This window comes from Pseudomonas sp. LW8 (assembly GCF_041956865.1).
GTDB classification, from domain to species: domain Bacteria; phylum Pseudomonadota; class Gammaproteobacteria; order Pseudomonadales; family Pseudomonadaceae; genus Aquipseudomonas; species Aquipseudomonas siliginis.
The window spans coordinates 241350-265146 of record NZ_CP168138.1; the positions used below are offsets into that span (position 1 = coordinate 241350).

13 protein-coding genes are annotated in these 23797 nt (G+C 60.4%); 7 read left to right on the forward strand and 6 right to left on the reverse strand.

Translation table 11 applies throughout. The annotated features are described in order from the left end of the window. Positions 1-116: 116 nt before the first annotated feature. Positions 117-2582, forward strand: a complete 2466-nt coding sequence (locus AB9L16_RS01335; RefSeq protein WP_375122996.1) for a hypothetical protein — start codon at positions 117-119, stop codon at positions 2580-2582. Positions 2583-2829: 247 nt separating this feature from the next. After that, positions 2830-5301 carry a hypothetical protein gene (locus AB9L16_RS01340; protein WP_375122997.1) on the forward strand — a complete coding sequence of 824 codons (2472 nt, stop codon included), beginning with the start codon at positions 2830-2832 and terminating at the stop codon, positions 5299-5301. A 610-nt stretch (positions 5302-5911) separates the two neighbouring features. Here AB9L16_RS01340 and ntrC read toward each other — a convergent pair. From ntrC to glnA, 5 genes are all read right to left on the reverse strand, one after another. Beyond that, positions 5912-7348: a nitrogen regulation protein NR(I) gene (ntrC, locus tag AB9L16_RS01345; RefSeq protein WP_016772108.1), complete on the reverse strand. Its 1437-nt coding sequence runs from the start codon at positions 7346-7348 to the stop codon at positions 5912-5914. Beyond that, positions 7345-8430, reverse strand: coding sequence for a nitrogen regulation protein NR(II) (gene glnL / locus AB9L16_RS01350; RefSeq protein ID WP_024011230.1), 1086 nt, complete (start codon positions 8428-8430; stop codon positions 7345-7347). Before glnL ends, ntrC begins: the two co-directional genes overlap by 4 nt. 230 nt (positions 8431-8660) lie before the next feature. Beyond that, positions 8661-9284 carry a DUF4124 domain-containing protein gene (locus AB9L16_RS01355; RefSeq protein WP_252887176.1) on the reverse strand — a complete coding sequence of 208 codons (624 nt, stop codon included), beginning with the start codon at positions 9282-9284 and terminating at the stop codon, positions 8661-8663. Continuing rightward, positions 9281-9793 (reverse strand): DUF4124 domain-containing protein, encoded by a 513-nt coding sequence (locus tag AB9L16_RS01360; protein ID WP_375122998.1) that lies wholly within the window; start codon positions 9791-9793, stop codon positions 9281-9283. The genes AB9L16_RS01355 and AB9L16_RS01360 overlap by 4 nt, the downstream gene beginning before the upstream one ends. Positions 9794-10070: 277 nt before the next feature. Further along, positions 10071-11477, reverse strand: a complete 1407-nt coding sequence (glnA, locus tag AB9L16_RS01365; RefSeq protein WP_016772104.1) for a type I glutamate--ammonia ligase — start codon at positions 11475-11477, stop codon at positions 10071-10073. Positions 11478-11804: 327 nt separating this feature from the next. On the opposite strand from glnA, the gene thiI reads away from it, so the two are divergent. Both thiI and typA read left to right on the forward strand, forming a co-directional pair. Continuing rightward, positions 11805-13259, forward strand: coding sequence for a tRNA uracil 4-sulfurtransferase ThiI (gene thiI, locus AB9L16_RS01370; RefSeq protein ID WP_024011233.1), 1455 nt, complete (start codon positions 11805-11807; stop codon positions 13257-13259). 139 nt (positions 13260-13398) lie between these two features. After that, positions 13399-15219, forward strand: a complete 1821-nt coding sequence (gene typA, locus AB9L16_RS01375; RefSeq protein ID WP_016772102.1) for a translational GTPase TypA — start codon at positions 13399-13401, stop codon at positions 15217-15219. A gap of 216 nt (positions 15220-15435) precedes the next feature. Here typA and AB9L16_RS01380 read toward each other — a convergent pair whose 3' ends face one another. Next, complete coding sequence (locus AB9L16_RS01380; RefSeq protein ID WP_016772101.1) at positions 15436-15873, reverse strand: YkgJ family cysteine cluster protein; 438 nt, start codon at positions 15871-15873, stop codon at positions 15436-15438. Positions 15874-16132: 259 nt separating this feature from the next. On the opposite strand from AB9L16_RS01380, the gene AB9L16_RS01385 reads away from it, so the two are divergent. From AB9L16_RS01385 to AB9L16_RS01395, 3 genes are all read left to right on the forward strand, one after another. After that, on the forward strand, positions 16133-18583 hold the full coding sequence (locus AB9L16_RS01385; RefSeq protein ID WP_041477535.1) for a glycogen/starch/alpha-glucan phosphorylase: 2451 nt from the start codon (positions 16133-16135) through the stop codon (positions 18581-18583). Between the two features lie 251 nt (positions 18584-18834). Next, positions 18835-22416 carry a DUF2339 domain-containing protein gene (locus AB9L16_RS01390; RefSeq protein ID WP_375122999.1) on the forward strand — a complete coding sequence of 1194 codons (3582 nt, stop codon included), beginning with the start codon at positions 18835-18837 and terminating at the stop codon, positions 22414-22416. Then, on the forward strand, positions 22413-23777 hold the full coding sequence (locus AB9L16_RS01395) for a DUF3999 domain-containing protein (protein WP_252868640.1): 1365 nt from the start codon (positions 22413-22415) through the stop codon (positions 23775-23777). The genes AB9L16_RS01390 and AB9L16_RS01395 overlap by 4 nt, the downstream gene beginning before the upstream one ends. Positions 23778-23797: the final 20 nt, after the last annotated feature.

Below are 23797 nucleotides of genomic sequence, written 5' to 3' on the forward strand. Positions count from 1 at the left end.
GCAGGAGTACGCAGTGCCGATGCAAAAGCGGCAAGCCTCGGCCCGTCTGTAACAGCAATGCCACCCCCCCATCGTCTCTGGGATAAATGCCAGGGACGACTTTCAAGGATGAAAACATGCCAGTAAAACCACCCCGCAGTGGCAGCACCCGCGTGGACACGGATGTTCACCCGGCCATGACCCGAAGTCTGGACAAGGATTTCGCACTGGTGCGCACTCCCGATCTCAATGGCACCGCCCCCTGGGTTCGTGGCGATGATCCGAAGCTGCGGGGCAGCTTGCCGGGCGATGTTGTCGGCGCGGACAGGACCTTGCCGACGCCGATGGTCGAGGTTCGCCCTGCGCCGCACACCAATCCAAGTCCTCCCGTCATCGCCAGGTCGCTGGACAGTTACGCAATGCGATCACCGGCCGGACTGCCGGCAGCTGACGGTGACGGCTTCAGGCTGTACAAAAAACGTCAGTATGTGGATGTGTCTGGCGGCGGCATCGTTCTGGTAGGGGTGGATCCGGACAGCGGATTTTATCGCGCTCGACTCCCCAGCGAGTTGCTGCCCACCGGTCCATGGATGTTGCGGGATAGCCGCAGCGGCCTCTGGCATCCGCACAACGACTTCAACGCACGCACCGATCCTCTGACCGTTGCGGGTTTGCAGGGATTTCGCAGCGGGCTGGATCTCAGCGGCGTCGCCCCCGGCAGCGACGGCGTGGTACGTCACGCTGGCAAGCTCTACGTGGTCATTGATCAACAGGCGTATCAGGTTTTGCAGGATCTTGCTGCGTCTCGCCCGGAATACAAGGTCTGGCGTCTGGTTGATCCCAGTCATCCCGGCGCCACCGACAGCGCAAACATTTATCGCGCCAGCCTCGGCGGTGAGACGCTGGCCATTACCCGGAACGAGCGCAATACCTGGGTTTCCATCCTTCCTGGTTTACGCGGGGGCATGCAGCGCAATGAGGCTGCAGGTGCCAATCCGTTCAACTTTCATCGCCCCTGGCTCACTGACTCCGGCCCTTCACGGGGGCAAGCTGCGGTCGCAGACGCGACCACGCGGGCGCAGGTAAAACGCTATTTCGCCGACTCCACCGATCAGCATGCCGATGATTTCATTGCCCGATTTACTGAGGCAGGTGCGGCTGAGGTGGAGCTCAAACGGCTACAGCTTGAGTTTCCTCAACTCAACCGTGAGGTCACTGCGTGGGAGACTGCCTACAGGAGTGACAGCAGTGCCGAGCGCATTCGGCGACTGGCAATAGGTGCCAGCGTGCGTCGATTGTTCAAGTGGCAGGGCGACAGTTCGGAAAAAGTCTACCGGGATGGCCGGCTGATCGGCTTCAGGTTGAAACTGGATTTGGGCGCGCGGGGGAATTTCGCCCTTCCGGTTTTTTCGACTCGACTCGGATCTGTTGTGTCTCTTGGCCTGGAGGGACGCACCTCTAGGAATCTGGGAGATCTGTTGTCGATGTTCCCGCGCATGGACACCTTGCAAACACGCAGAATCGACGGCCAGAAATTGCTTGCCCAACTCGACAAGCTCCCACAGTTGAGAGTCCTGGAAATTCGTGAAAGCAGTCTGTTGCTGTCGTCGACAGGCCTCGACCACTTCGCCACATTGACCGGGCTGGAAGAGTTGAGCCTGATCAATTGTGGTATCTGGCCCGATCTTTCAGTGCGAGGGATGACCGGGTTACGGGTATTGCGCGCACGTTCCTGTGGCTTGCTCCGTCTGCCTTTCGGATTGGATGAGGTGGCCGTGGCGTCACGGTTGCAGGTGCTTGATCTGTACCACAATCCCGAACTGCGACATCCGCCTGATGTGACCCTGATGTCCGAATTGCGAGTATTGGATCTGTCCCATACCCGCATATCCGCGCCGCCACCCGGGCTTGGCATGCAGAGCGGTCCTTCGCAACTCCAGGTCTTGAATTTATCCAGCACCCCACTCGCCGCGGTGCCGTCGCTCAGCGCAATGTCGGCATTGCTGGAAGTTGACCTGAGCCATACCGCGATAAAAACTTTCCCGGACGGCGTGAACTCCGAGGTTCCCCGAGCACGTCTGGATCTGAGTTATACCCGGATCGAATCAATCCCCGAAGCTGTTGAACTCAGGGAGGGTTTCAACCTTACCGGCACGTTGATTTCCGATCCTGTCTACTTTCGGCGATTGATTGCTGCACGTCGGCAAACAGGTACGGACATCTGGTTGGGACGAGCTTCGAGCCATCTGGTCATGGACCACTGGATGCACAATGTTCCACAGGCGCAACGCGCCGCCCGGATTTCCCTCTGGGACTCGTTAATCGATCAGACGAATGTTGCCATGATGGGCAAAATCAGAGAGCTGGTCCGCACGCCTGAGTTTCAGGTTGAGCGGCCGCTTCTGCAGCGTCGGGTCTGGGCGTTTCTGGAACATTTCCAAAAGGCGAGTCTTGGTGAGCAAGACGCTTTGCGGGACATCGCGATAACGGAGTCCAGTCCCGGAAAAATGCTGGAAAGGCTCGAAGAGGAAATGACGAAGTTCGACTCAACCTGGCAGCACCAGCCCCCGCATCATTTGCCCAAGCGGCCGCGGCTTGCATAGGGGGGTGCAAACCGCAGGCGGCACGATGCCGGCATCATCACCCCTGCACAAAAGCGCAGGCTGATGACGTTCGGCCTGCCCTGCCATTCCCACATTTGCTAGCGTCATTTCCCACCGGAGCCGTCTGTTTTTCCGCTGCGCGTCAACGTTTACGCAGGCTATCGTTGGTCTTCCCAGCTAACCGGCAGGATGCCGCCCCCCCCGCCTGAGCATGAATGGCGGGGCGACTTTTCAAGGATGAAAAAACATGCCACTAAAACCACCTCGCGGGGGCAGCACCCACGTTGATACGGATGTCCACACGTTCCCGAAGCGAAGCTCGGACAAGGATTTCACAGCGGCGGATATGCCCGTCCGCGATGGCACGGTCCCCTGGGCTGGTGTCGATGATCTGAAGTCGCTTAGCACCAAACCTGGCGACGACGCAGGCCCGAATACGATCCTGCCGGCGCCGGTGGTCGAGGTTCGCCCGGCACCGGAGGTTGCTGCCATCTCTCCTGTGATACACCGGTCGCTGGAGACTTACCGGATAACATCAACCACCGAATTGCCTGACGCTGATGGCGAAGGCTTCAGGCTGTACAAAAATCGCCGTTATGTTGACGTCCCTGGCAGTGGCCTCGTTCTCGTCGCAGCTGATCCGGATACGGGATGGTATCGCGCTCGACATCCCGGCGAGTTGTATCCTTCCGGCCCATGGATGTTGCGCGATAGCGAAAGCGGCATCTGGCATCCGCACAGCGACTTCAGCACCCGCACCAACCCCCTGACCGCCCAAAGCCTGGATGGCTTTCATGCCGGGCTGGATGTCAGTGGCGCACAATCGGGCAGCGACGGCGTGATACGTCACGATGGCAAACTCTATGTGGTCATCCATGAGCAGGCGTATCAGGTGATGCAGGATCTGGATGCCTCCCGCCCGGAATACAGGGTTTGGCGCCTGGTCAAACCCAACGATCCCGTCGCTGCCGACAGCGTGAACATTTACCGCGCCAGCCTGGGCGGTGAAACCCTGGCGATCACCCGCAGCGAGCAGAACACCTGGGTTTGCATCCTCACAGGTTTGCGCGGTGGGATGGACGGCGCTGCTCAAGTACCTGCCAACCCGTTCAACTTTCACCGCCCCTGGCTCACCGGCGCAGGCCCCTCTGGGGGACAGCCGCCGGTTCTGGTTGCGACCACACGGACACTGGTCAGACGCTATTTTGCTGATGCGACGGATCAACATGCCGATGATTTCATTGCGCGTTATGGGGAAGCGGGTGTCGCAGAAGTCGAACTCAAGCGGCTTGAGCTGGAGTTTCCTCGATTGAACCGTGAGATCACTGCCTGGGAGACGGGTTACAAAGGCCAGGACATTGCCGAACGCAGGCGCCGGCTGGCAATAGGGGCCAACGTGCGTCGGTTGTTCAAATGGCAGGGAGAGCATTCGGAAAAAGTCTACCGCGACGGGCGGCTGGTCGGTTTCAAGCTGGAGCTCGACCTGGGAAGTCGGCGCAATCTGGCGCTACCGGGTTGTTCCGTTCCGCTCAGATCCGTCGTATCTCTAGGCCTGGAAGGAAGTCCTTCGAAAAGTCTGGGAAAATTGTTCTCGATGCTTTCCCACATTGAAACCCTCGAAATCCGCAGATTCAATGGCAAGTGTCATGAACTGTTGGCCGAAATCGATAAACTCCCGACGTTGAAAGTCCTGACGATGCAGGAAGCCAGACTATGGCTCCCGTCGGACGGCCTTGAGCATTTCACGCGATTGACCCGTTTGCGGGAGTTGAGCCTGACGCACTGCAGTATCTGGCCGCTTTTTTCAGTGCGTGGCATGAGCGAGTTGCGGGTCTTGCGCGCACGTTCCTGTGGTTTGAGTCGTCCCCCTGTCGGGCTGGATCAATGGCCCGTGGCGTCACGGTTGGAGGTGCTTGACCTGTACCATAATCCCGATTTGACAGAAGCACCTGATGTGACTCGCATGTCCGGATTGCGAGAGTTGAATCTGGCCAATACGTTCATAACCTCGCCGCCGCCCGGGCTTGGTTTGCAGAACGGTCCGTCGCGGCTGGAGATATTGAATTTGTCGGAAAGTCGGCTGGCTGTGGCGCCCTCACTGCGGGGAATGACGGCGTTGCGGGAAGTCGATCTCCACCGAACTCGTATAAGAGAATTCCCGGACGGCGTGACATCCGATATTCCCAGGACACGTTTGAATCTGGCCTATACCGCGATCAGAGCCATTCCCGAAACCATTGAGCTGAGAAAAGGGTTTGACCTGACTGGCAGTCCGATTGCCGACCCCGCTTCTCTTCGACGATTGATAGCTGCACGTCGGCAGACGGGTACCGATCTGTGGCTTGGGAGAATCGAGGCTGATTTGGCGGACAGTCCATGGCTGCACCATGTCCCCCAAACGCAACGCGCTGAAAAGTCTGCCCTGTGGGATTCATTTGTCCTTCAAGCGAACCCCGCAATGATCAAACAACTCAGAAATCTGGTGCGTACGCCGGAATTTCAGGTTGAGCGTCTGCTTTTGCAGCGCCGGTTCTGGTCGTTTATTGAAAGCTTCCAAAAGGCCAGCGTAGGTGAGCAAGAAAGTTTGCTGAACATTGCGTCTACTGAACCCAGCCCGGGGAAAATGCTGGACAGGCTGGAGGAGGAAGTAAGGAGGTTTGACCCGACATGGCAAAACCAGCCCCCACATCATGTGCCCGAGCGCCCCAGGTTCGAATAGGGGCGGGACGCATTGCGGTGTAAAAGCGGGAATCCCTGACCTGCCTGTATCAGGGTTCCCAAAAGCATGGGCTTCGCTTGCAGCGTCAGCCCGGTGTAAAGAGGGAACCCCCGGCCTGCCTGTACCAAGGATCCCAAAACGGTGGGCTCGCTGCTTTGCGCTGTGAGCCCGGTGTAAAGAGGGGAATCCCCGGCCTGCCTGTACCAAGGTCCCCGAAACGGGTGGTGAATCGAATCACCTGAGATAGATATTGCAGGCGGCGTGCCAGGTTTTGATTTGCTGTAACAAAAAATGCTTCGAAAACGCGAAAGCCCCGGAATACGGGGCTTTCGCTTATTTCAAGTCTGGGTTTTTCGGCACTTCGGAACTGGGCGATGAGAATCGGGCTCTGCGCGATCACGGGTCATCGTGCATTGATGCGGTGCACGGTGGCCCTCACCCTGACCCTCTCCCAAGGGAGAGGGGACTGACCGAGTTGCCCGGTCAAGTTACGCCGACCTGAGATACCGAGCCGAACCCAGGCCTCGAAACCACCCGAGATTGCTCCCTTCCCCCGGGAGAGGGCTGGGGTGAGGGGGATCGATCCTGAGTGCACGGCAACCCTTAAGCGTTAACCCTCTTCCCCCTCGTCATCATCCCCACCATCAACCTTCATCCCCAGTTCCTTGATCTTGCGCGTCAGGGTATTGCGCCCCCAACCCAGCAGCACCGCCGCATCACGCCGACGTCCTGCGGTGTGCTTCAAAGCAGTCTCGATCATGATCCGCTCGAACGCCGGCACTGCGCTGTCGAGCAGGCTCGACTGGCCGCGGGCCAAGGCCTGATCCGCCCACTGGCGCAGGGCCTGTTCCCAGTTGGTCACTGGCGCCGAATCCTGCGGCAGGTTGAGCAGTTCCGGCGGCAAATCGCTGATGTGCACTTCACGGCCGGAGGCCATGACGGTGATCCAGCGACAGGTGTTCTCCAACTGGCGCACGTTACCTGGCCACGGCAGGTTTTTCAGGTATTCCTCGGTCTCGCTTTTCAGCAGCTTCGGCTCGACCGCCAGTTCCTGCGCGGCGCGGCTGAGGAAGTGCCGGGCCAGGGTTGGAATGTCTTCACGACGATCCGACAGGCGCGGGATGTGGATGCGGATCACGTTCAGGCGGTGGAACAAGTCCTCACGGAATTTGCCGGCGTGGACAAGTGTTTCGAGATTCTGGTGGGTCGCGGCGATGATGCGTACATCCACCTTGACCGGTACATGGCCGCCGACGCGGTAGAACTCGCCATCGGCCAGCACGCGCAACAGACGCGTCTGGGTGTCCGCCGGCATGTCGCCGATTTCATCGAGAAACAGCGTGCCGCCGTCCGCCTGTTCAAAACGACCGCGACGCAGGTTTGCCGCGCCGGTGAACGCGCCTTTCTCGTGGCCGAACAATTCCGATTCCATCAGATCCTTGGGGATCGCCGCCATGTTCAGTGCAATGAACGGCGAGGCCGCGCGTGGGCTGTGGCGGTGCAGGGCGTGGGCCACCAGTTCTTTACCGGTACCGGATTCGCCGTTGATCAGCACGGTGATGTTGGAGTGGCTCAGGCGCCCGATGGCGCGAAACACCTCCTGCATCGCCGGCGCTTCGCCGATGATTTCCGGGGTGCGGGTCAGCGCCGGCACCACTTCCAGACCTTGCTGTTCCTGGGCATGTTGATTGGCGCGTTTGACCAGCGATACCGCTTCATCGACGTCGAACGGCTTGGGCAGGTACTCGAAAGCACCGCCCTGATAGGAGGCGACAGCGCTGTCCAGATCGGAGTGAGCGGTCATGATGATGACCGGCAGCCGTGGGTGCTGTTCGCGAATCCGCGCCAGCAGATCCAGGCCACTGGCGCCTGGCATGCGGATATCGGAAATGATCACGTCCGGCTGCTGCCGGGCCAGACGACTCATCACGCCATCGGCGCTGTCGAAGCTCTGGGTGGTCATGCCTTCCTGCTGCAAGGCTTTTTCCAGGACCCAACGGATAGAACGGTCGTCATCGACGATCCACACGGTTTCACTACGGCTCATGTCGATGTGGCTCCTTGTTCCAGTGGCAGGAAGATCGAGAAGGTGGTGTGGCCTGGATGGCTCTCACACTCGATCAGGCCCTGGTGCTGACTGATGATGTTCTGGGTAATGGCCAGGCCCAGCCCGGTACCATCCGGGCGGCCGCTGACCATGGGAAAGAAAATGGTTTCCTGCAGTTCCGCCGGAATGCCGGGACCGTTGTCGATGATCTCGATCTTGGTCACCAGACGATGGCGGATGTGGCCGATGGTGAACTGGCGCATGGCGCGGGTGCGCAGGCTGATGCGGCCCAGGCGCAGCTCGTTCTGGCTGCTGATGGCCTGCATCGCATTGCGCACGATGTTCAGCACCGCCTGAATCATTTGCTCGCGGTCGATCAATACGTCGGGAATGCTCGGGTCGTAATCACGCACCAGGGTGATGCAGCCCTGGCTTTCGGCTTCGACCAGATGGCAGACGCGTTCGAGCACTTCGTGGACGTTGCACATGGCCAGCGACGGCAGTTTGTTCGAGCCGAGCATGCGATCGACCAGATTGCGCAGGCGGTCGGCCTCTTCGATGATCACATTGGTGTAATCGCGCAGGCTTTCCTCCGGCAGTTCGCGGGCGAGCAATTGCGCTGCGCCACGGATGCCGCCCAGGGGGTTCTTGATCTCATGGGCGAGGCCGCGCACCAGCATCTTGCTGGTTTCCTGCTTGGACAGCTGCGCCTCTTCCTTGGTGATCCGCAGCAGGCGATCACGCGGGTGCACTTCAAGCAAAAGCAAAGTCTCGCCGTTGCTGAGGATTGGCGTCACCGCGTAATCCACGGTCAGCGTCTGGCCGGTGAGGGCGGTGAGCATCGCTTCACGCTTGGTGAAAGGGTGCGCCTGCTCCACGGCCTGACGCAGGGAATTGAGCGCCTCGGGGGATTCGGTGAACAGCTCGCTGATGAACTGGCCGTGGCTGCGCTGACCGCTGACGGCCAACAGCATCTCCGCCGCCGGGTTCATGTACTCCAGGCGCAGTTCGGCGTCGAGCAGGATGGTCGCCGTGGTCAGGTTGTCGAGCAGCAAACGGTGAATAGCGTCGCTTATGGTCATCTGGACCCCTTTTGGAGCAAGGCGTGCGCGAGAACAAAGCGCTGATGTCGGGAAAATGCAAAAACCAAACCAAGGCTCCGAAAAGAAGCGTTTAAGCCCTGAAACAGGCGTTTGACGCGCGTTTGTATGGCACGAAGCCAGCTCAAACGGGAAGTTTCGAACCAAAATGGGTTGGGTTGTGGGCGAGATGCAGTTTAGTGCACCAATAGAGTGCGCGCGGCTGGCGGAGGTTAAAAGAAGCGCAGGAATGGATTTTTCGGCTCTTCAGGTTTGTCCTTGAGCGGGCACTCCGGGCGCACGCCATAGTCGTCGGCAACGCAGGGTTTGACCTGACGTTTCTGCGCCAGGGAAATGCGCAGCATGTGGAACGGCTGATTGGCGGTGCGTTCCACGGTACGCCCGGCGGCGTCGAGGATTTCGATCGAAAGGCTGTGGCTGCCGCGATCGATATTGCTCAGCGCAAATACCGGGCTGACGCCGGGCTCGCCAGTGGCCTTGCCATCCAGCAGCAGGCGATAACGATGGCCGCTTTGTAGGCCGGGCTCGCTGGTGACGCTGACGATCAGCTCGCCGGCGCTGCTGCGCAGAGTGGCATCAGGCTCCGGGATCAGAATGCGCAGCATGTCGTAGTGAAAGGGCGCTGGTTCGGCGGATTTTTTCGCTGTGGTGATCGGCGCTGCGGTGTTGGCAGGGACAGCCATGCGATTGCTCGTCGCGATCGGCACTCGCTTGGCGTTGGCGCGTGGCTGGTCGGTATAGACGCGGTTGCCCTGCGCGTCGACATAGGTAAAGACCTCCGCCAAGGTGTACGTCGACATCAGCGCCAGAATGAGTGCCAGCCCCGCGCGGATCATGGTCTATGCACCCGTTGCACGGTGAAGACGGCTGGCGGGCTCTGCTGAATGACGGTCTGGCCGTCGATCACCTGCACGGCCAGGCGATGCTCGCCGCGATCAATGTTCACCAACTGCAAAACCGGTACGTTGCTCGGCTGGCCATAGGGCTCGTCGTCCAGCACCAGTCTCAGTTGATGCGGCGATTGCAGACGCGGCTTGATCAGAACATTGACCGTGAAGGTGCCGTTGTTGGCGCGTAGCGCCTCGTCAGTGGGCAGGCCGGCGAGTTCGAGGATTTCATAGGCGTTGCGCGCTGGTTGCGGTTGTTCTGCGGTGGGTGCTTGCGGCGCACTCGGTGCTTGCGGCTCGACCCGATTGAGCGGCGGCAACTCGACCGGTTGCGCCTGCACGCCGTCCGGCGGCTGATTGCTGTACGCCGTGTTGCCGTTGGCGTCGGTGTACTTGTAGATCTGCGCGGCGGCGGGCAGGGCGATCAGCAGCAGAATGTAGAGAAGCGTGCGACCCATGAAATCGACCGGGGTTGGAAACTGTGGGTAGCAGCATAGGACAGGTGGGGCGGTTGGCCCAACTGGCGACACATTCAAAGATCATTCAGACACCACAGATCGCCTGTGGGAGCGAGCCTGCTCGCGAAGGCGTCGCATCAGTCACCATCATCTTCAATGCCTCACCGCTTTCGCGAGCAGGCTCGCTCCCACAGGGTAAATGAACTGCGCCGGGCAATAAAAAAGGCCTCCCGAAGGAGGCCTCTTGTGTCACGCCACTTTACGCAGCGCTACCGGATCAGCAGCTGTAGTACAGCTCATATTCCAGTGGGTGCACGAAGGTGCGAACCTTGATTTCTTCTTCCGATTTCAGCGCGATGTAAGCGTCGATGAAGTCGTCGGAGAACACGCCGCCCTTGGTCAGGAACGCGCGGCCCTTGTCCAGCTCTTCCAGGGCTTCTTTGAGGCTGCCGCAAACCTGTGGAATCTCTTTCGCCTCTTCAGGCGGCAGGTCGTACAGGTTCTTGTCGGCGGCATCGCCTGGGTGGATCTTGTTCTGGATACCGTCCAGACCGGCCATCAGCAGTGCTGCGAAGGCCAGGTACGGGTTGGCAGCCGGATCCGGGAAGCGTGCTTCGATACGGCGGGCTTTCGGGCTCGACACGTAAGGAATACGGATCGAAGCGGAACGGTTGCGAGCCGAGTAGGCCAGCATTACCGGAGCTTCGAAGCCTGGCACCAGACGCTTGTAGGAGTTGGTCGCCGGGTTGGTGAAGCCGTTCAGGGCCTTACCGTGCTTGATGATGCCGCCGATGAAGTACAGAGCGGTATCGGACAGGCCGGCATAGCCTTCACCTGCGAAGGTGTTCTTGCCGTCTTTCCAGATCGACATGTGTACGTGCATGCCCGAACCGTTGTCGCCGTACAGTGGCTTCGGCATGAAGGTCGCGGTGCGGCCGTAAGCGTCGGCAACGTTGTGCACAACGTATTTCAGGGTCTGAACTTCGTCGGCCTTCTTCACCAGGGTGTTGAACTTGACGCCGATTTCGTTCTGGCCGGCAGTTGCCACTTCGTGGTGGTGAACTTCAACCGACTGACCCATTTCTTCCAGTGCGTTGCACATGGCGGTACGGATTTCGTGGTCGTGGTCGAATGGTGGAACCGGGAAGTAGCCACCTTTCACGCCTGGACGGTGACCCTTGTTGCCGCCTTCGATGTCCTGGTCGGACATCCACGAACCTTGCTCGGAGTAGATCTTGAACATCGAGCCGGAGATGTCCGACTTGAATTTCACCGAGTCAAAGATGAAGAACTCAGGCTCCGGACCGGCGAATACGGTGTCACCGATACCGGTGGCTTTCAGGTGCTCTTCGGCGCGCTTGGCGATCGCACGTGGGTCGCGATCGTAGCCCTGCATGCTCGAAGGCTCGATGATGTCGCACACCAGAATCAGGGTTGGGTCTTCGGTGAACGGATCGAGCACGGCAGTTTCGTCGACCGGCATCAGGATCATGTCGGAGGCTTCGATGCCTTTCCAGCCGGAGATGGAGGAACCGTCGAACATCTTGCCGACTTCGAAGAAGTCGTCATCCAGCGCATCGCGAGCCGGCATGGTCACGTGGTGCTGAGTGCCTTTGGTGTCCGTGAAGCGCAGATCAATCCACTTGACGTCATGATCTTTGATGAGTTGAACCGACTTCGACATAGTGTCCTCCGGGTGAATTAGGGCGGGTAGTGGATGCCCTTAATAATGGTGATGCCGGCGCGAATACTCTGCCAAGGCAACCTGCCTCACAAGGGAGCAAATTGCATGCCAGTGCCCCAGCATGGGTTTTTTGCCCCAAATTCACGCTTATTAAGGCGTGCGAGGTTCTGAATCGACAAATCCCGCCCCTTAATGTTGCGTTTAAATTCATAAATGACCTGTTTTGGTGCAAGCAAAACCTTCTGCACATTAACTGGTTAAACCTTGAGCAATTTCCGCTATAATCCGCGCCCCCCTTTTTCGGCTGGCCGTTCGCGCGCTGTTTTCATGAAACTTATCGTAAAAGTCTTCCCCGAGATCACCATCAAAAGCCGACCTGTCCGGACGAAATTCATCCGCCAGTTGGCCAAGAACATCCGCACCGTGCTCCGTGACCTGGACCCGGCCGTGGTGGTGAACGGCGTGTGGGACAATCTCGAGCTGGAAACCCGCGTTACCGACCCCAAAGCCTTGAAAGAGATGGGCGAACGCCTGACCTGCATGCCGGGTATCGCGCATTTTCTGCAGATCGACGAGTACCCGCTGGGCGACTTCGACGACATCACCGAAAAGTGCAAACAGCACTACGGCGATGCACTGGCCGGGAAGATTTTCTCGGTGCGCTGCAAGCGCGCAGGCAAGCATGCCTTCAGCTCGATGGACGTGGAAAAATACGTCGGCAGCAAGCTGCGTCGCGAGTGCGGTGCGGCCGGAATCGACCTTAAAGCACCGCAAATCGAAGTCCGTATCGAAGTTCGCGACAAACGGTTGTTCGTGATTCACAGCCAGCACAACGGCATCGGCGGCTACCCGCTCGGCGCGTTGGAGCAGACGCTGGTATTGATGTCCGGCGGCTTTGATTCGACCGTGGCGGCTTACCAGATCATGCGTCGCGGCCTGATGGCGCACTTCTGCTTCTTCAATCTCGGCGGGCGTGCCCACGAATTGGGCGTGATGGAAGTCGCGCACTTCATCTGGAAGAAGTACGGCAGCTCGCAACGCGTGCTATTTGTCAGTGTGCCGTTCGAGGAAGTGCTGGGCGAAATTCTCGGCAAAGTCGATAACAGTCATATGGGCGTGGTTTTGAAGCGTATGATGTTGCGCGCCTCGTCCGAGATCGCCGAACGCCTGCACATCGATGCACTGGTGACCGGTGAAGCGATCTCCCAGGTGTCGAGCCAGACGCTGCCGAACCTGTCGGTGATCGACTGCGTGACCGACAAGCTGGTGCTGCGGCCGCTGATCGTCGCGCACAAGCAGGACATCATCGACACCGCCAACGAGATCGGCACCGCCGATTTCGCCCGGCACATGCCGGAATACTGCGGCGTGATTTCGGTCAACCCCAAGACCGCCGCCAAGCGTGGCCGGGTTGAGCACGAAGAGAAAGAATTCGACATGGCGGTACTCGAGCGCGCGCTCGCCAACGCCAAACTGGTGCCGATCGATCGGGTAATCGACGAGTTGGGCCAGGATTTGCAGATTGAAGAAGTCAGCGAAGCGCTGGCCGGTCAGATCGTGATCGACATCCGCCACCCGGATGCCGCCGAGGATGACCCGCTGGAGCTCGCCGGCATAGAGGTACAGACGATGCCGTTCTATGCAGTGAACGCACGTTTCAAGGAACTGGACCCTACTCGCCAGTACCTGCTGTATTGCGACAAAGGCGTGATGAGTCGCCTGCATGCCCACCATTTGCTCAGTGAGGGGCATGCCAATGTGCGCGTTTATCGACCGAGCTAAGTGCCCGGGGCTGTTTGCCTGTGGCCTGCGTCACCGGCCCCCCGACACCGCCGTCAAGCTGTAACGGCCATGCCGGACACTACTGCTAATCGCTGCCATGACTTGTCAGCAAACCGAATCCTCTGATCGAGATACACAAGTGATCGAAAATCTACGCAACATCGCCATCATTGCCCACGTTGACCACGGTAAAACCACCCTGGTAGACAAACTCCTGCGTCAATCCGGCACCCTGGAGCGCAACGAGCTCAACGACGAGCGCGTGATGGACTCCAACGACCAGGAAAAAGAGCGCGGTATTACCATTCTGGCGAAGAACACCGCCATCAACTGGAACGGCTACCACATCAACATCGTGGACACCCCGGGCCACGCCGACTTCGGCGGCGAAGTTGAACGCGTAATGTCGATGGTCGACTCCGTTCTGCTGCTGGTTGACGCTCAAGACGGCCCTATGCCGCAAACCCGTTTCGTGACCAAGAAGGCTTTCGAAGCCGGCCTGCGTCCAATCGTGGTGATCAACAAGGTTGACCGTCCAGGCGCGCGTCCGGACTGGGTTCTGGACCAGATCTTCGACCTGTTCGACAACCTCGGTGCTACCGAAGAACAACTGGACTTCCAGGTTGTTTACGCTTCGGCCCTGAACGGTATTGCCGGTCTGGACCACACCGCCATGGCGGAAGACATGACTCCGCTGTACCAGGCAGTAGTCGACCACGTTCCGCCTCCGGCCGTTGACCGTGACGGTCCGTTCCAGATGCAGATCTCCGCTCTGGACTACAACAGCTTCCTGGGTGTTATCGGTGTTGGCCGTATCGCTCGCGGTCGCGTCAAGCCGAACACCCCGGTTGTCGCTATCAGCGCCGACGGCAAGCGCCGCAACGGTCGTATCCTGAAGCTGATGGGTCACCACGGTCTGCACCGCATCGACGTTGACGAAGCAGCAGCTGGCGACATCGTCTGCATCAGCGGCTTCGACGAGCTGTTCATCTCGGACACTCTGTGCGATATCAACACCGTCGAGGCGATGAAGCCGCTGACCGTTGACGAGCCAACCGTTTCCATGACCTTCCAGGTAAACGACTCGCCATTCTGCGGTAAAGAAGGCAAGTTCGTGACCTCCCGTAACATCAAGGATCGTCTGGACAAAGAGCTGCTGTACAACGTTGCACTGCGCGTTGAAGAAGGCGACTCGGCTGACAAGTTCAAGGTGTCCGGCCGTGGTGAGCTGCACCTCTCGGTACTGATCGAAACCATGCGTCGCGAAGGCTTCGAGCTGGCCCTGGGCCGTCCTGAAGTGATCATCCGTGAAGTCGACGGCGTGAAGCAGGAACCGTTCGAAAACGTCACCATCGACATCCCTGAAGAATCCCAGGGCAAGGTCATGGAAGAGATGGGTCTGCGTAAGGGCGACCTGAGCAACATGGTGCCGGATGGCAAGGGCCGTGTTCGTCTGGAATACAACATCCCTGCTCGCGGTCTGATCGGTTTCCGTAACCAGTTCCTGACCCTGACCAACGGTGCTGGCATCCTGACCTCGATCTTCGACCGTTACGCTCCAGTGAAGTCGGGCCACATGTCCGGCCGTCAGAACGGCGTTCTGGTTTCGGTTGAAACCGGCAAGGCTCTGACCTACTCGCTGGAAACCCTGCAGGCTCGTGGCAAGCTGTTCGTAGAACACGGCCAAGAGATCTACAACGGTCAGATCGTTGGTCAGAACAGCCGCGACAACGACCTGGGTGTCAACCCAACCAAAGGCAAGAAGCTCGACAACATGCGTGCTTCGGGTAAAGACGAAACCATCGCTCTGGTTCCACCTGTTCGCTTCACCCTGGAACAGGCTCTGGAATACATCCAGGAAGACGAGCTCTGCGAAGTCACTCCTAAGTCGATCCGTCTTCGCAAGAAGATCCTCGACGAAAGCGAGCGTACCCGCGCTGCCAAGAAAGCCAAGGCGTAATCTAGCCCTGGAATAGAAAACGCCCCCGGTCGCGAGACCGGGGGCGTTTTTGTTTGTCTGGCGTTTATGCAGTGTTTGCACTGGCCCTTTCGCGAGCAGGCTCGCTCCCACAGTGGGATTTCGGGTGCACACAAAATCCGTGTTCACTGATCTCTATTGTGGGAGCGAGCCTGCTCGCGAAAGCGGCCGATCAGCCGCCGAAAACTTCCCCAGCGATCAAAATTTGTCGATGGCCCGGAAATTCTGCACTCGCTCGACTTCTTTCGGCTTATAAGCGCAATACCCCGGCCGCGGTCCGATCTTCGGGTGGTTGCGGCAGGTGTCCGGGCGCTTGTCATAAATGGTGCACAGGCGCGTTTTACGATCCAGGTAATAGCAATCGTTGTTGCTCATGCGCTGGAGGGTGAAGATTCCCGACTTCTGATTGAAGCGCTCGACCAGACCTTCCTTTTGCAGGCGCTTGGCGATGTTCTTTGGCGGATCGCCCAGTTCGAACTCGTCGACGACGCCGATGCGCACCAGATCCTTGATCTTCACTTCGACCGGCAGCGTGCAGCAGCTGGACATGCACGAGCCGCACATCGGCGCCGAGTATTTGGCCCACGTATCGAGACGATCAATCTCGGCGGCGGCGATCAGGTTGGGCTTCATCATCGGGAGTTACCAGGCGTGTATGCATCAGGGCGCGCGATCATACCGGGAGCGGTGGAATTTTGAACAACCTTTCGCCGGATATTTTCGCAACGACTGCAAATTGCCCGACAGGACGGCACGGCCCCTGCATTCATTGGCTCATCCGCCAGGGTTATGTCGGACTGGTGCACAGTCCGGGCAAATACTGCCGAACCAGAGCCGTTACCGCCGGTCAGACCGTCTAGGCTCAGAAAATTCCCGCTCGCTCGAGGTCCTGTTGATGACTCAAGAACCACTAGTTCGCGAAGCAGAGGTGGCCGCGTTCCGCGACGCCGTCCTGACCAAACTCACCTACGCCGTGGGCAAAGACCCCGATCACGCCTTCGACCATGACTGGTTCGAAGCCATTGCCCTGGCTGCGCGTGATCACATGGTCGAACACTGGATGGACCACACCCGGCAGATCTACCGCAAAGGCCAGAAGCGGGTTTATTACCTCTCGCTGGAATTTCTCATCGGCCGCCTTCTCTACGACAGCCTGAGCAACCTTGGGCTGCTCGACGTCGCCCGTGAAGCGTTGACCGAACTGGGCGTCGATCTGGAGCGCATTCGTCTGCTGGAGCCCGATGCAGCGCTGGGCAATGGCGGCCTCGGTCGGCTCGCGGCGTGTTTCATGGAAAGCATGTCGACCCTCGGCATCGCCGGCCATGGCTATGGCATTCGTTATGAGCATGGCTTGTTCCGTCAGGCGATTGTCGATGGCTGGCAACAGGAACAGACCGAACACTGGCTGGATTTCGGCAACCCGTGGGAATTCGAACGGCCGGAAGTGGCCTACCCGATCGGCTTCGGCGGCAGCGTCGAAACCGTCACCGATGCCTCCGGCAAGACTCGTCAGGTCTGGTCGCCGGCGGAAACCGTGCGCGCAATTGCTTATGACACGCCGGTGGTCGGCTGGCGCGGGGCGAGCGTCAACACCCTGCGTCTGTGGCGTGCCCGCGCCATGGAAGATCTGCACCTTGAGCGCTTCAACGCCGGTGACCACCTGGGCGCCGTGGCGGAAGTGGCCCGCGCCGAGAGTATCTCCCGCGTCCTTTATCCGGCCGACAGCACCGAAGCCGGGCAAGAGCTGCGCCTGCGTCAGGAATACTTCTTCGTCGCCGCTTCGCTGCAGGATCTACTGCGCCGTCACCGCAACATGCACACCTCGGTGCTGACCCTCGGTGATCACGCGGCGATCCAGCTCAACGACACTCACCCGTCAATCGCCGTGGCAGAACTGATGCGCCAACTGGTCGACGTCTACGACGTCGCGTGGGACGCAGCATGGCAAGTCACCGTCGACACGCTGTCGTACACCAACCACACGCTGCTGCCGGAAGCACTGGAAACCTGGCCGGTCGGGCTGATGGAACGCATGCTGCCACGGCACATGCAGATCATCTACCTGATCAACGCACAGCACATCGATTCGTTGCGGGCCAAGGGCATTCATGACTTCGACGTGTTGCGTGCGGTGTCGCTGATCGAAGAAGACAACGGCCGCCGGGTGCGCATGGGCAACCTCGCGTTCCTCGGTTCGCATAGCGTCAACGGCGTGTCCGGTCTGCATACGCAGCTGATGCGCAAAACCGTATTTGCCGAACTGCACAAGCTCTATCCGGAGCGGATCAACAACAAAACCAACGGCATCACCTTCCGCCGCTGGCTGTATCAGGCCAACCCGGAACTGACCTCGATGCTGATCGACGCCCTCGGCCCGGATGTGCTCGACCATCCCGAAGAGCGCCTGCTCGAACTTGAACCGTTCGCCGAGAAAACCGCGTTCCGCAAAGCCTTCGCCGAGCAGCGTTTGCACAGCAAGAAGGCGCTGGCCTATCTGATTCACGAGCGCCTCGGGATCGCGGTCAACCCGGCGGCGATGTTCGACGTGCAGGTCAAACGTATCCACGAATACAAGCGTCAGTTGCTCAACCTGATGCACACCGTGGCGTTGTACCAGGCGATTCGTGCCGAGCCGGAAGTCGACTGGGTGCCACGGGTCAAGATCTTCGCCGGTAAAGCGGCGGCGAGTTATCACCAGGCCAAGCTGATCATCAAGCTGACCAATGACATTGCTCGGGTGGTGAACAACGACCCGACCGTGCGTGGTCTGCTGAAAGTGGTGTTCCTGCCCAACTACAACGTCAGCCTGGCCGAAAGCATCATCCCGGCGGCGGACTTGTCCGAGCAGATTTCCACCGCCGGTTTCGAGGCGTCGGGCACCAGTAACATGAAGTTCGGCCTCAACGGCGCGCTGACCATCGGCACCCTCGACGGTGCCAACGTGGAAATGTGCGAGCGCATCGGTGCCGAGCACATGTTCATCTTCGGCCTCAGTGCGCAACAGGTTGAAGCGCGCAAGCAGAACCACGAGTTCAGCGCTGTACCCGACATCGCCGCCTCCCATCGTTTGAACGATGTGCTGCAAGCGATTCGCAGCGGTGTGTTTTCGCCGGACGATACCTCGCGTTATACCGGCCTGATCGACTCGTTGATCGACTATGACCGCTTCCTGGTCTGCGCCGACTTCGACTCCTACTGGGAAGCGCAGAAGCGTGTCGATGCGCACTGGCACGACTCGCAGAACTGGTGGCGTTCGGCGGTGCTCAACACCTCGCGGATGGGCTGGTTCTCTTCCGACCGGACGATTCGCGAGTACGCCACGGATATCTGGAAAGCGCTGGAGTAACTTTCCCCGACAAATCTGCGCAAGGCCCAACGTTTGTTGGGCCGGATCGATATACTGAGCGCCGGTTAAAAGGCATCAATCACCGCCGTACCCTGTGGGAGCGAGCCTGCTCGCGAAGCGATCGTCGACTTAAACAGAAATGTTGGCTGACAATCCGCCTTCGCGAGCAGGCTCGCTCCCACACGGTTTGTGCCTAGACTGAAGCCATCGCCGGACTCGCCCCGCCCCGGGGCTGCTTAGGGATATCGACCATGCAATGGATGTTCATGTTGATCGGGCTGGTGCTCGGTGGACTGCTCGACGAGTCGTTCAGTGGCGCGCTGTTGGGTGCGCTGCTGGGGCTGGTCATCGGCCAGGCGCTGCGCATTGCGCGCCTTGGCTCGCAGGCGGCGGAGCAACAGCGTCAACTCGAGCAGGTGCGCGAAGCCTTGCAAGGCGTGGCTCAGCGGCTGTTTGTGCTGGAGGGTTCGCCCTCGCATGCGCCCGCGCCGCCACCTGAAGCCGAGCCAGTCGCCGCACCCGTCGACGTGGCTGAGCAGGCTGCCCCGACCCCTGAACTGATCTGGGAACTGCCTCCCGAACTCGAACCGATTTCCGCCGTTGCCCGCGAAACCAGCCAGCCGCTGCCGGCCGATGTCTGGCGCGCCGAACCGGCTCCTGCGGCACCGCCACAAAAGCCCGCCGAACCCCGTGGCCCGAACCTGATCGAGCGCGGCATCAGCGCTGCGCGCAACTGGCTGTTTGGCGGCAATACAGTGCTGCGCGTCGGTGTGGTGCTGCTGTTTTTCGGTCTGGCATTTTTACTGCGTTACGCCACCGAAGGCATGGTGGTGCCGATCGAGTTGCGTTACGCCGGTGTTGCGGCAGCGGCGTTCGCCTTGCTTGCGCTGGGCTGGTGGCTGCGCCGACGCAATAGCAACTATGCGTTGATGCTGCAAGGCACCGGGATCGCGGTGTTGTACCTGACGGTGTTTGCGGCGATGCGTCTGCATCCGTTGCTTGATCCGTCCGCTGCACTCGGTTTGCTGGTCGCGGTGACGGTGTTCTCGGCCATTCTGGCGATCACTCAGGATGCACTGGGGTTGGCCGCAGCGGCAGCGTTGGGCGGTTTCGCCGCGCCGATTTTGACTTCTACCGGCGAAGGCAATCACGTCGCACTGTTCAGTTATTTCGCCTTGCTCAACGCCGGCATTCTCTCCATCGCCTGGTTCAAGGCCTGGCGCCTGCTCAACCTTATCGGCTTCGTCGGCACCTTCGGTATCGGTTTCGCCTGGGGTCTGCGTTCCTACACGCCGGAACTGCTGTGGAGCACCGAGCCGTTTCTGATTGTGTTTTTCCTTATGTACCTCGCCATCGGCCTGCTGTTCGCCCGGCGCAAATTGCGCGAGATGGCGGATGCCCCGCCGGACGCTGACCGCGAGGCGTTGCTGCAATGGTCGGCCCGCAAGGGCGATTACGTCGACGGCACCATGCTGTTCGGCCCGCCGATCATTGGCTTCGGTCTGCAGTTTGCGCTGGTGCAGCATCTCGAATTCGCGGCGGCGTTCAGTGCTCTGGCGCTGGGCATGATCTATATGGCACTGGCCAAAGTTTTGATGGGCGGGCGCGCGATGCTGCTGGGCGAAACCTGCCTGGCGCTGGGGGTGATTTTTGCCAGCCTGGCGATTCCGCTGGGGCTCGATGCGCGCTGGACGTCTGCGGCGTGGGCTGTGGAAGGCGCGGGGATTTTCTGGCTCGGGTTGCGTCAGCATCGACCGTTTGCCCGGGCCTTTGCCTTACTGCTGCAACTGGGTTCGGCACTGGCGTTTCTCAGCCAGTTGCAGCCCGGCGAGAGCAGCCTGCTCGACGGCGCACCGCTGGGCGCGCTGATGCTTGGCGCCGCGCTGCTGTTCAGTTTCCTTCAACTGCGCAAGGCTACGCCCGAGCAGACATCGCCGTGGGAAAGGCAAGGCCTGCCGCTGCTGGCGTGTCTGGGCCTGACGTTCCTTTATCTGCTGGCACCGTTGTTCCTGTTCATCCAGGGCACGGCAATCAGTTGGGCCTTGGCCGGGTTGGCGACTTTGTTCGTGGGGCTGCGGATTCAATCACGCACATTCCTGTTCACCGCGTTCGCCGTGCAGTTGCTGGGCGGCGCGTTGTTCCTGCTGCGCCTGCAAACTGCCGGTGAAGATTCGGCGGCGGTATTCAGCGCTGGCTGGAGCGGTTTGCTCAGTGCGTCCTTGATCGGACTGGCCTTGATTGGCGGCATGCTGCTCGCGGCTCGCGATGAGATGGTGCGCGCTGATGTGCGTCTGCTGCGCGGCTTGTCGGTGGTGTTGCTGGCGGGGTTGGTGCTGATCAATCTGGCGGTACTGTTCGTGCTGCCGTGGCAAACCGCGAGCGCGGTGTGGGCGGCCAGCGGTTTGCTGATCATCTGGCTGAGCCTGTACCTGCAACAGCGTCTGAGTTTCGTTTTCGGCCTGCTGTTGCAGGTGATCGGCGGCGCAGCGTTTCTGCTCGCCGGCCCCGAATGGCTCGGGCCGCTGTCCAGCGAAGGGCTGAAACCGTTGGCCCATGGCGGCTTCTGGACACCGCTGGTGCTGGGGCTGGCCGCGCTGATCGGCGCGTGGCGCTTGCAATTGGGCAACCATGTCACGGCTTTTGATGCCTTGAGTTTGCAGCGCTTGTCGCAAGTGCTGCTGGTCTGGGGCGCCGGTTGGTGGACGCTGGCGTGGGTCGGCGAGATCCTGCGTTTCGCTTCGCCGAACCTGCAAGGCACATTGTTGCTGCTGGTCGCTGCGATCAGTGTGGCGCTGTGGACGATTTTGTCACTGCGCTTGAAATGGCCGGCGCTGGGGTTGCTCTGCACCTTACTGATTCCGGCGACGGCGCTGATTTTGCTCGGCGCTTGGCATTCGCGCTACCACCCGGCCGCCGACTTCGGCTGGCTGGCGTGGCCGGCGCTGTTCGCTGTGCACTTCTTCAGCCTGCGCCGCCTGGCTTCGATGTTGCCGGCGCGCGCATTGAGCGCGGCCCATGTGTTCGGTTGCTGGCTGTTGATTGGCGTGCTGGCGCTGGAGTTGCGTTACGGCCTGCTGTTGTTGTCCGAGCAGTACAACGCGTGGCGCTGGCTGGGCTGGGCGATTCTGCCGAGCCTCTATCTGTTGCTGATGGCTGCACCGCGCAACTGGCCGTGGCCGGTGTCCGCATTTGTCCGCGAGTACCGCTTGTACGCAGCGGCACCGCTGGCGGTGCTGATGCTGGCGTGGTTCTGGCTGGCCAATGGCGTCAGCGATGGCAATGCCGAGCCGTTGCCTTACGTGCCGCTACTTAACCCATTGGAGTTGGGTCTGCTGTTTGCGCTGTTCGGCGTTTATGCCTGGTCGCGCAGCGCCGTCGCGCAGCTGTCGATCCGTCAGGATCATGCCGACAAGGCTACGCAACTGATCGCCGGGGTTTCGCTGTTCGCCTTCTGCACCGCGCTGGTCACCCGCGCGGCGCATCACTGGGCCGGCATCCCGTTCGAGCTTGATCAACTGCTCGCGTCGATGCTGGTGCAGGCCGGCCTGTCGATCGTCTGGACGTTGATGGCGCTGGGGCTGATGATCGGCGGCCATCTGCGCCATCGCCGCGAAGTCTGGCTGATCGGCGCGGCGCTGATCGCGCTGGTGGTGGCCAAGCTGATTTTTGTCGAACTGAGCAACCGTGGCGGCCTCGCCCGGATCGTCTCGTTTATCGGCGTTGGCATGTTGCTGCTGGTGGTCGGCTACTTTGCGCCGCTGCCACCCAAACGCGTCGAGGCTGAACCGGCGGCGGACAAACCCGCGCCGGAAACCGAAGGAGTTGCATCTTGAGTCGCATGCTGAATCTGGGTTGGTTGGCGCTGGGCGTGGTGATGGTCGCTGGCGCTCAGGAAAAACCGGCGGACTTCGCCACGCAGTTGCCGTTGACGGTGAGCGGCAATGGCCCGTGGTATCGCCTCGACCTGCCGCTGAGCGCGCAATTGCAGGCGCGCCAGACCGATCTCAGCGACCTGCGTGTGTTCAACGCCGCCGGCGAAGCGCAGGCCTACGCCTTGGCTCGCGAATCGGCGCAGACCCGCGACGACGGCAAGCTGCACGAGGTCAAATGGTTCCCGCTGTACAACGCCGCCGACGCCAGCGAGCGCGCGCCGAATGTGCGCGTGCAGTCGACCACCAACGGCACCCTGGTCGAAGTGCAACCGTCCTCGCAACTGGAGGCGGGCGAAGAAGTGCTGCGCGGCTGGCTGCTCGATGCCAGTGCGATCAAGGCACCGTTGCAGCAGTTGATCCTCGACTGGACCAGCGAACGCGACGGTTTCCAGCGTTTCAGCATCGAGGCCAGCGACGATCTGCAGCACTGGCAGTCATGGGGCGAGGGCCAGGTGGCACGGCTGACCTTTTCCGATGAGCGCATCGAACAGCACGAAGTGACCCTGCCGGGGCAGACCGCGCGCTATGTTCGTCTGCTGTGGGAGTCGCCGGGTTCGGCGCCCGTCCTGACGTCGGCGCAATTGAAAAGCAGCGACCCGCGCAACCTGCCGCTGCCTTTGGTCTGGTCGCCCAGCGTGGCCGGCAGCAGCACCAAGTCCGGGGAATACATCTGGCAGTTGCCGATGGGGCTGAATGTCGAGCGGGTGCAGATCGAGCTGAAACAGCCGAACAGTCTGGCGCCGGTCACGTTGGCCGGCCGGCGCGAGAGCAACTTGCCGTGGCAGCCACTGAGCAGCGGTTTGCTGTATCGCCTGAGCCAGAACAATCAGGACGTGGTCCAGAACGAAATCCCGCTGTCCGGGCAGACCGTGCAGCAACTCAAGCTGACCGTGGATGAGCGCGGCGGCGGGTTGGGTGAGCAGGCGCCGGACCTGAAATACGCGGTGCGCGCCACGCAGGTGATCTTCCTCGCCCGGGGCGAAGGGCCGTACAGCCTGGCCTTGGGCAATGCCACGGTGAAAACGGCGAACCTGCCGCTGGCAACGTTGATTCCGGATTTCAAGCCAGAAAAGCTGGCGAGCCTGGGCAAGGCGACGGTGCAGGACGAAGCGAAGGCCACGCAAACTTCGGCGGCGACGACGGCTGCGGTGGCCGGGACCAACTGGAAGAAGTTCGGGCTGTGGGCGGTGTTGCTGCTCAGTGTGGTGTTTCTCGGGGCGATGGCGTTCAGCCTGTTGCGCAAACCGCCAGCCAATACCTGAGCATGGCGGCGCTTTGCGCC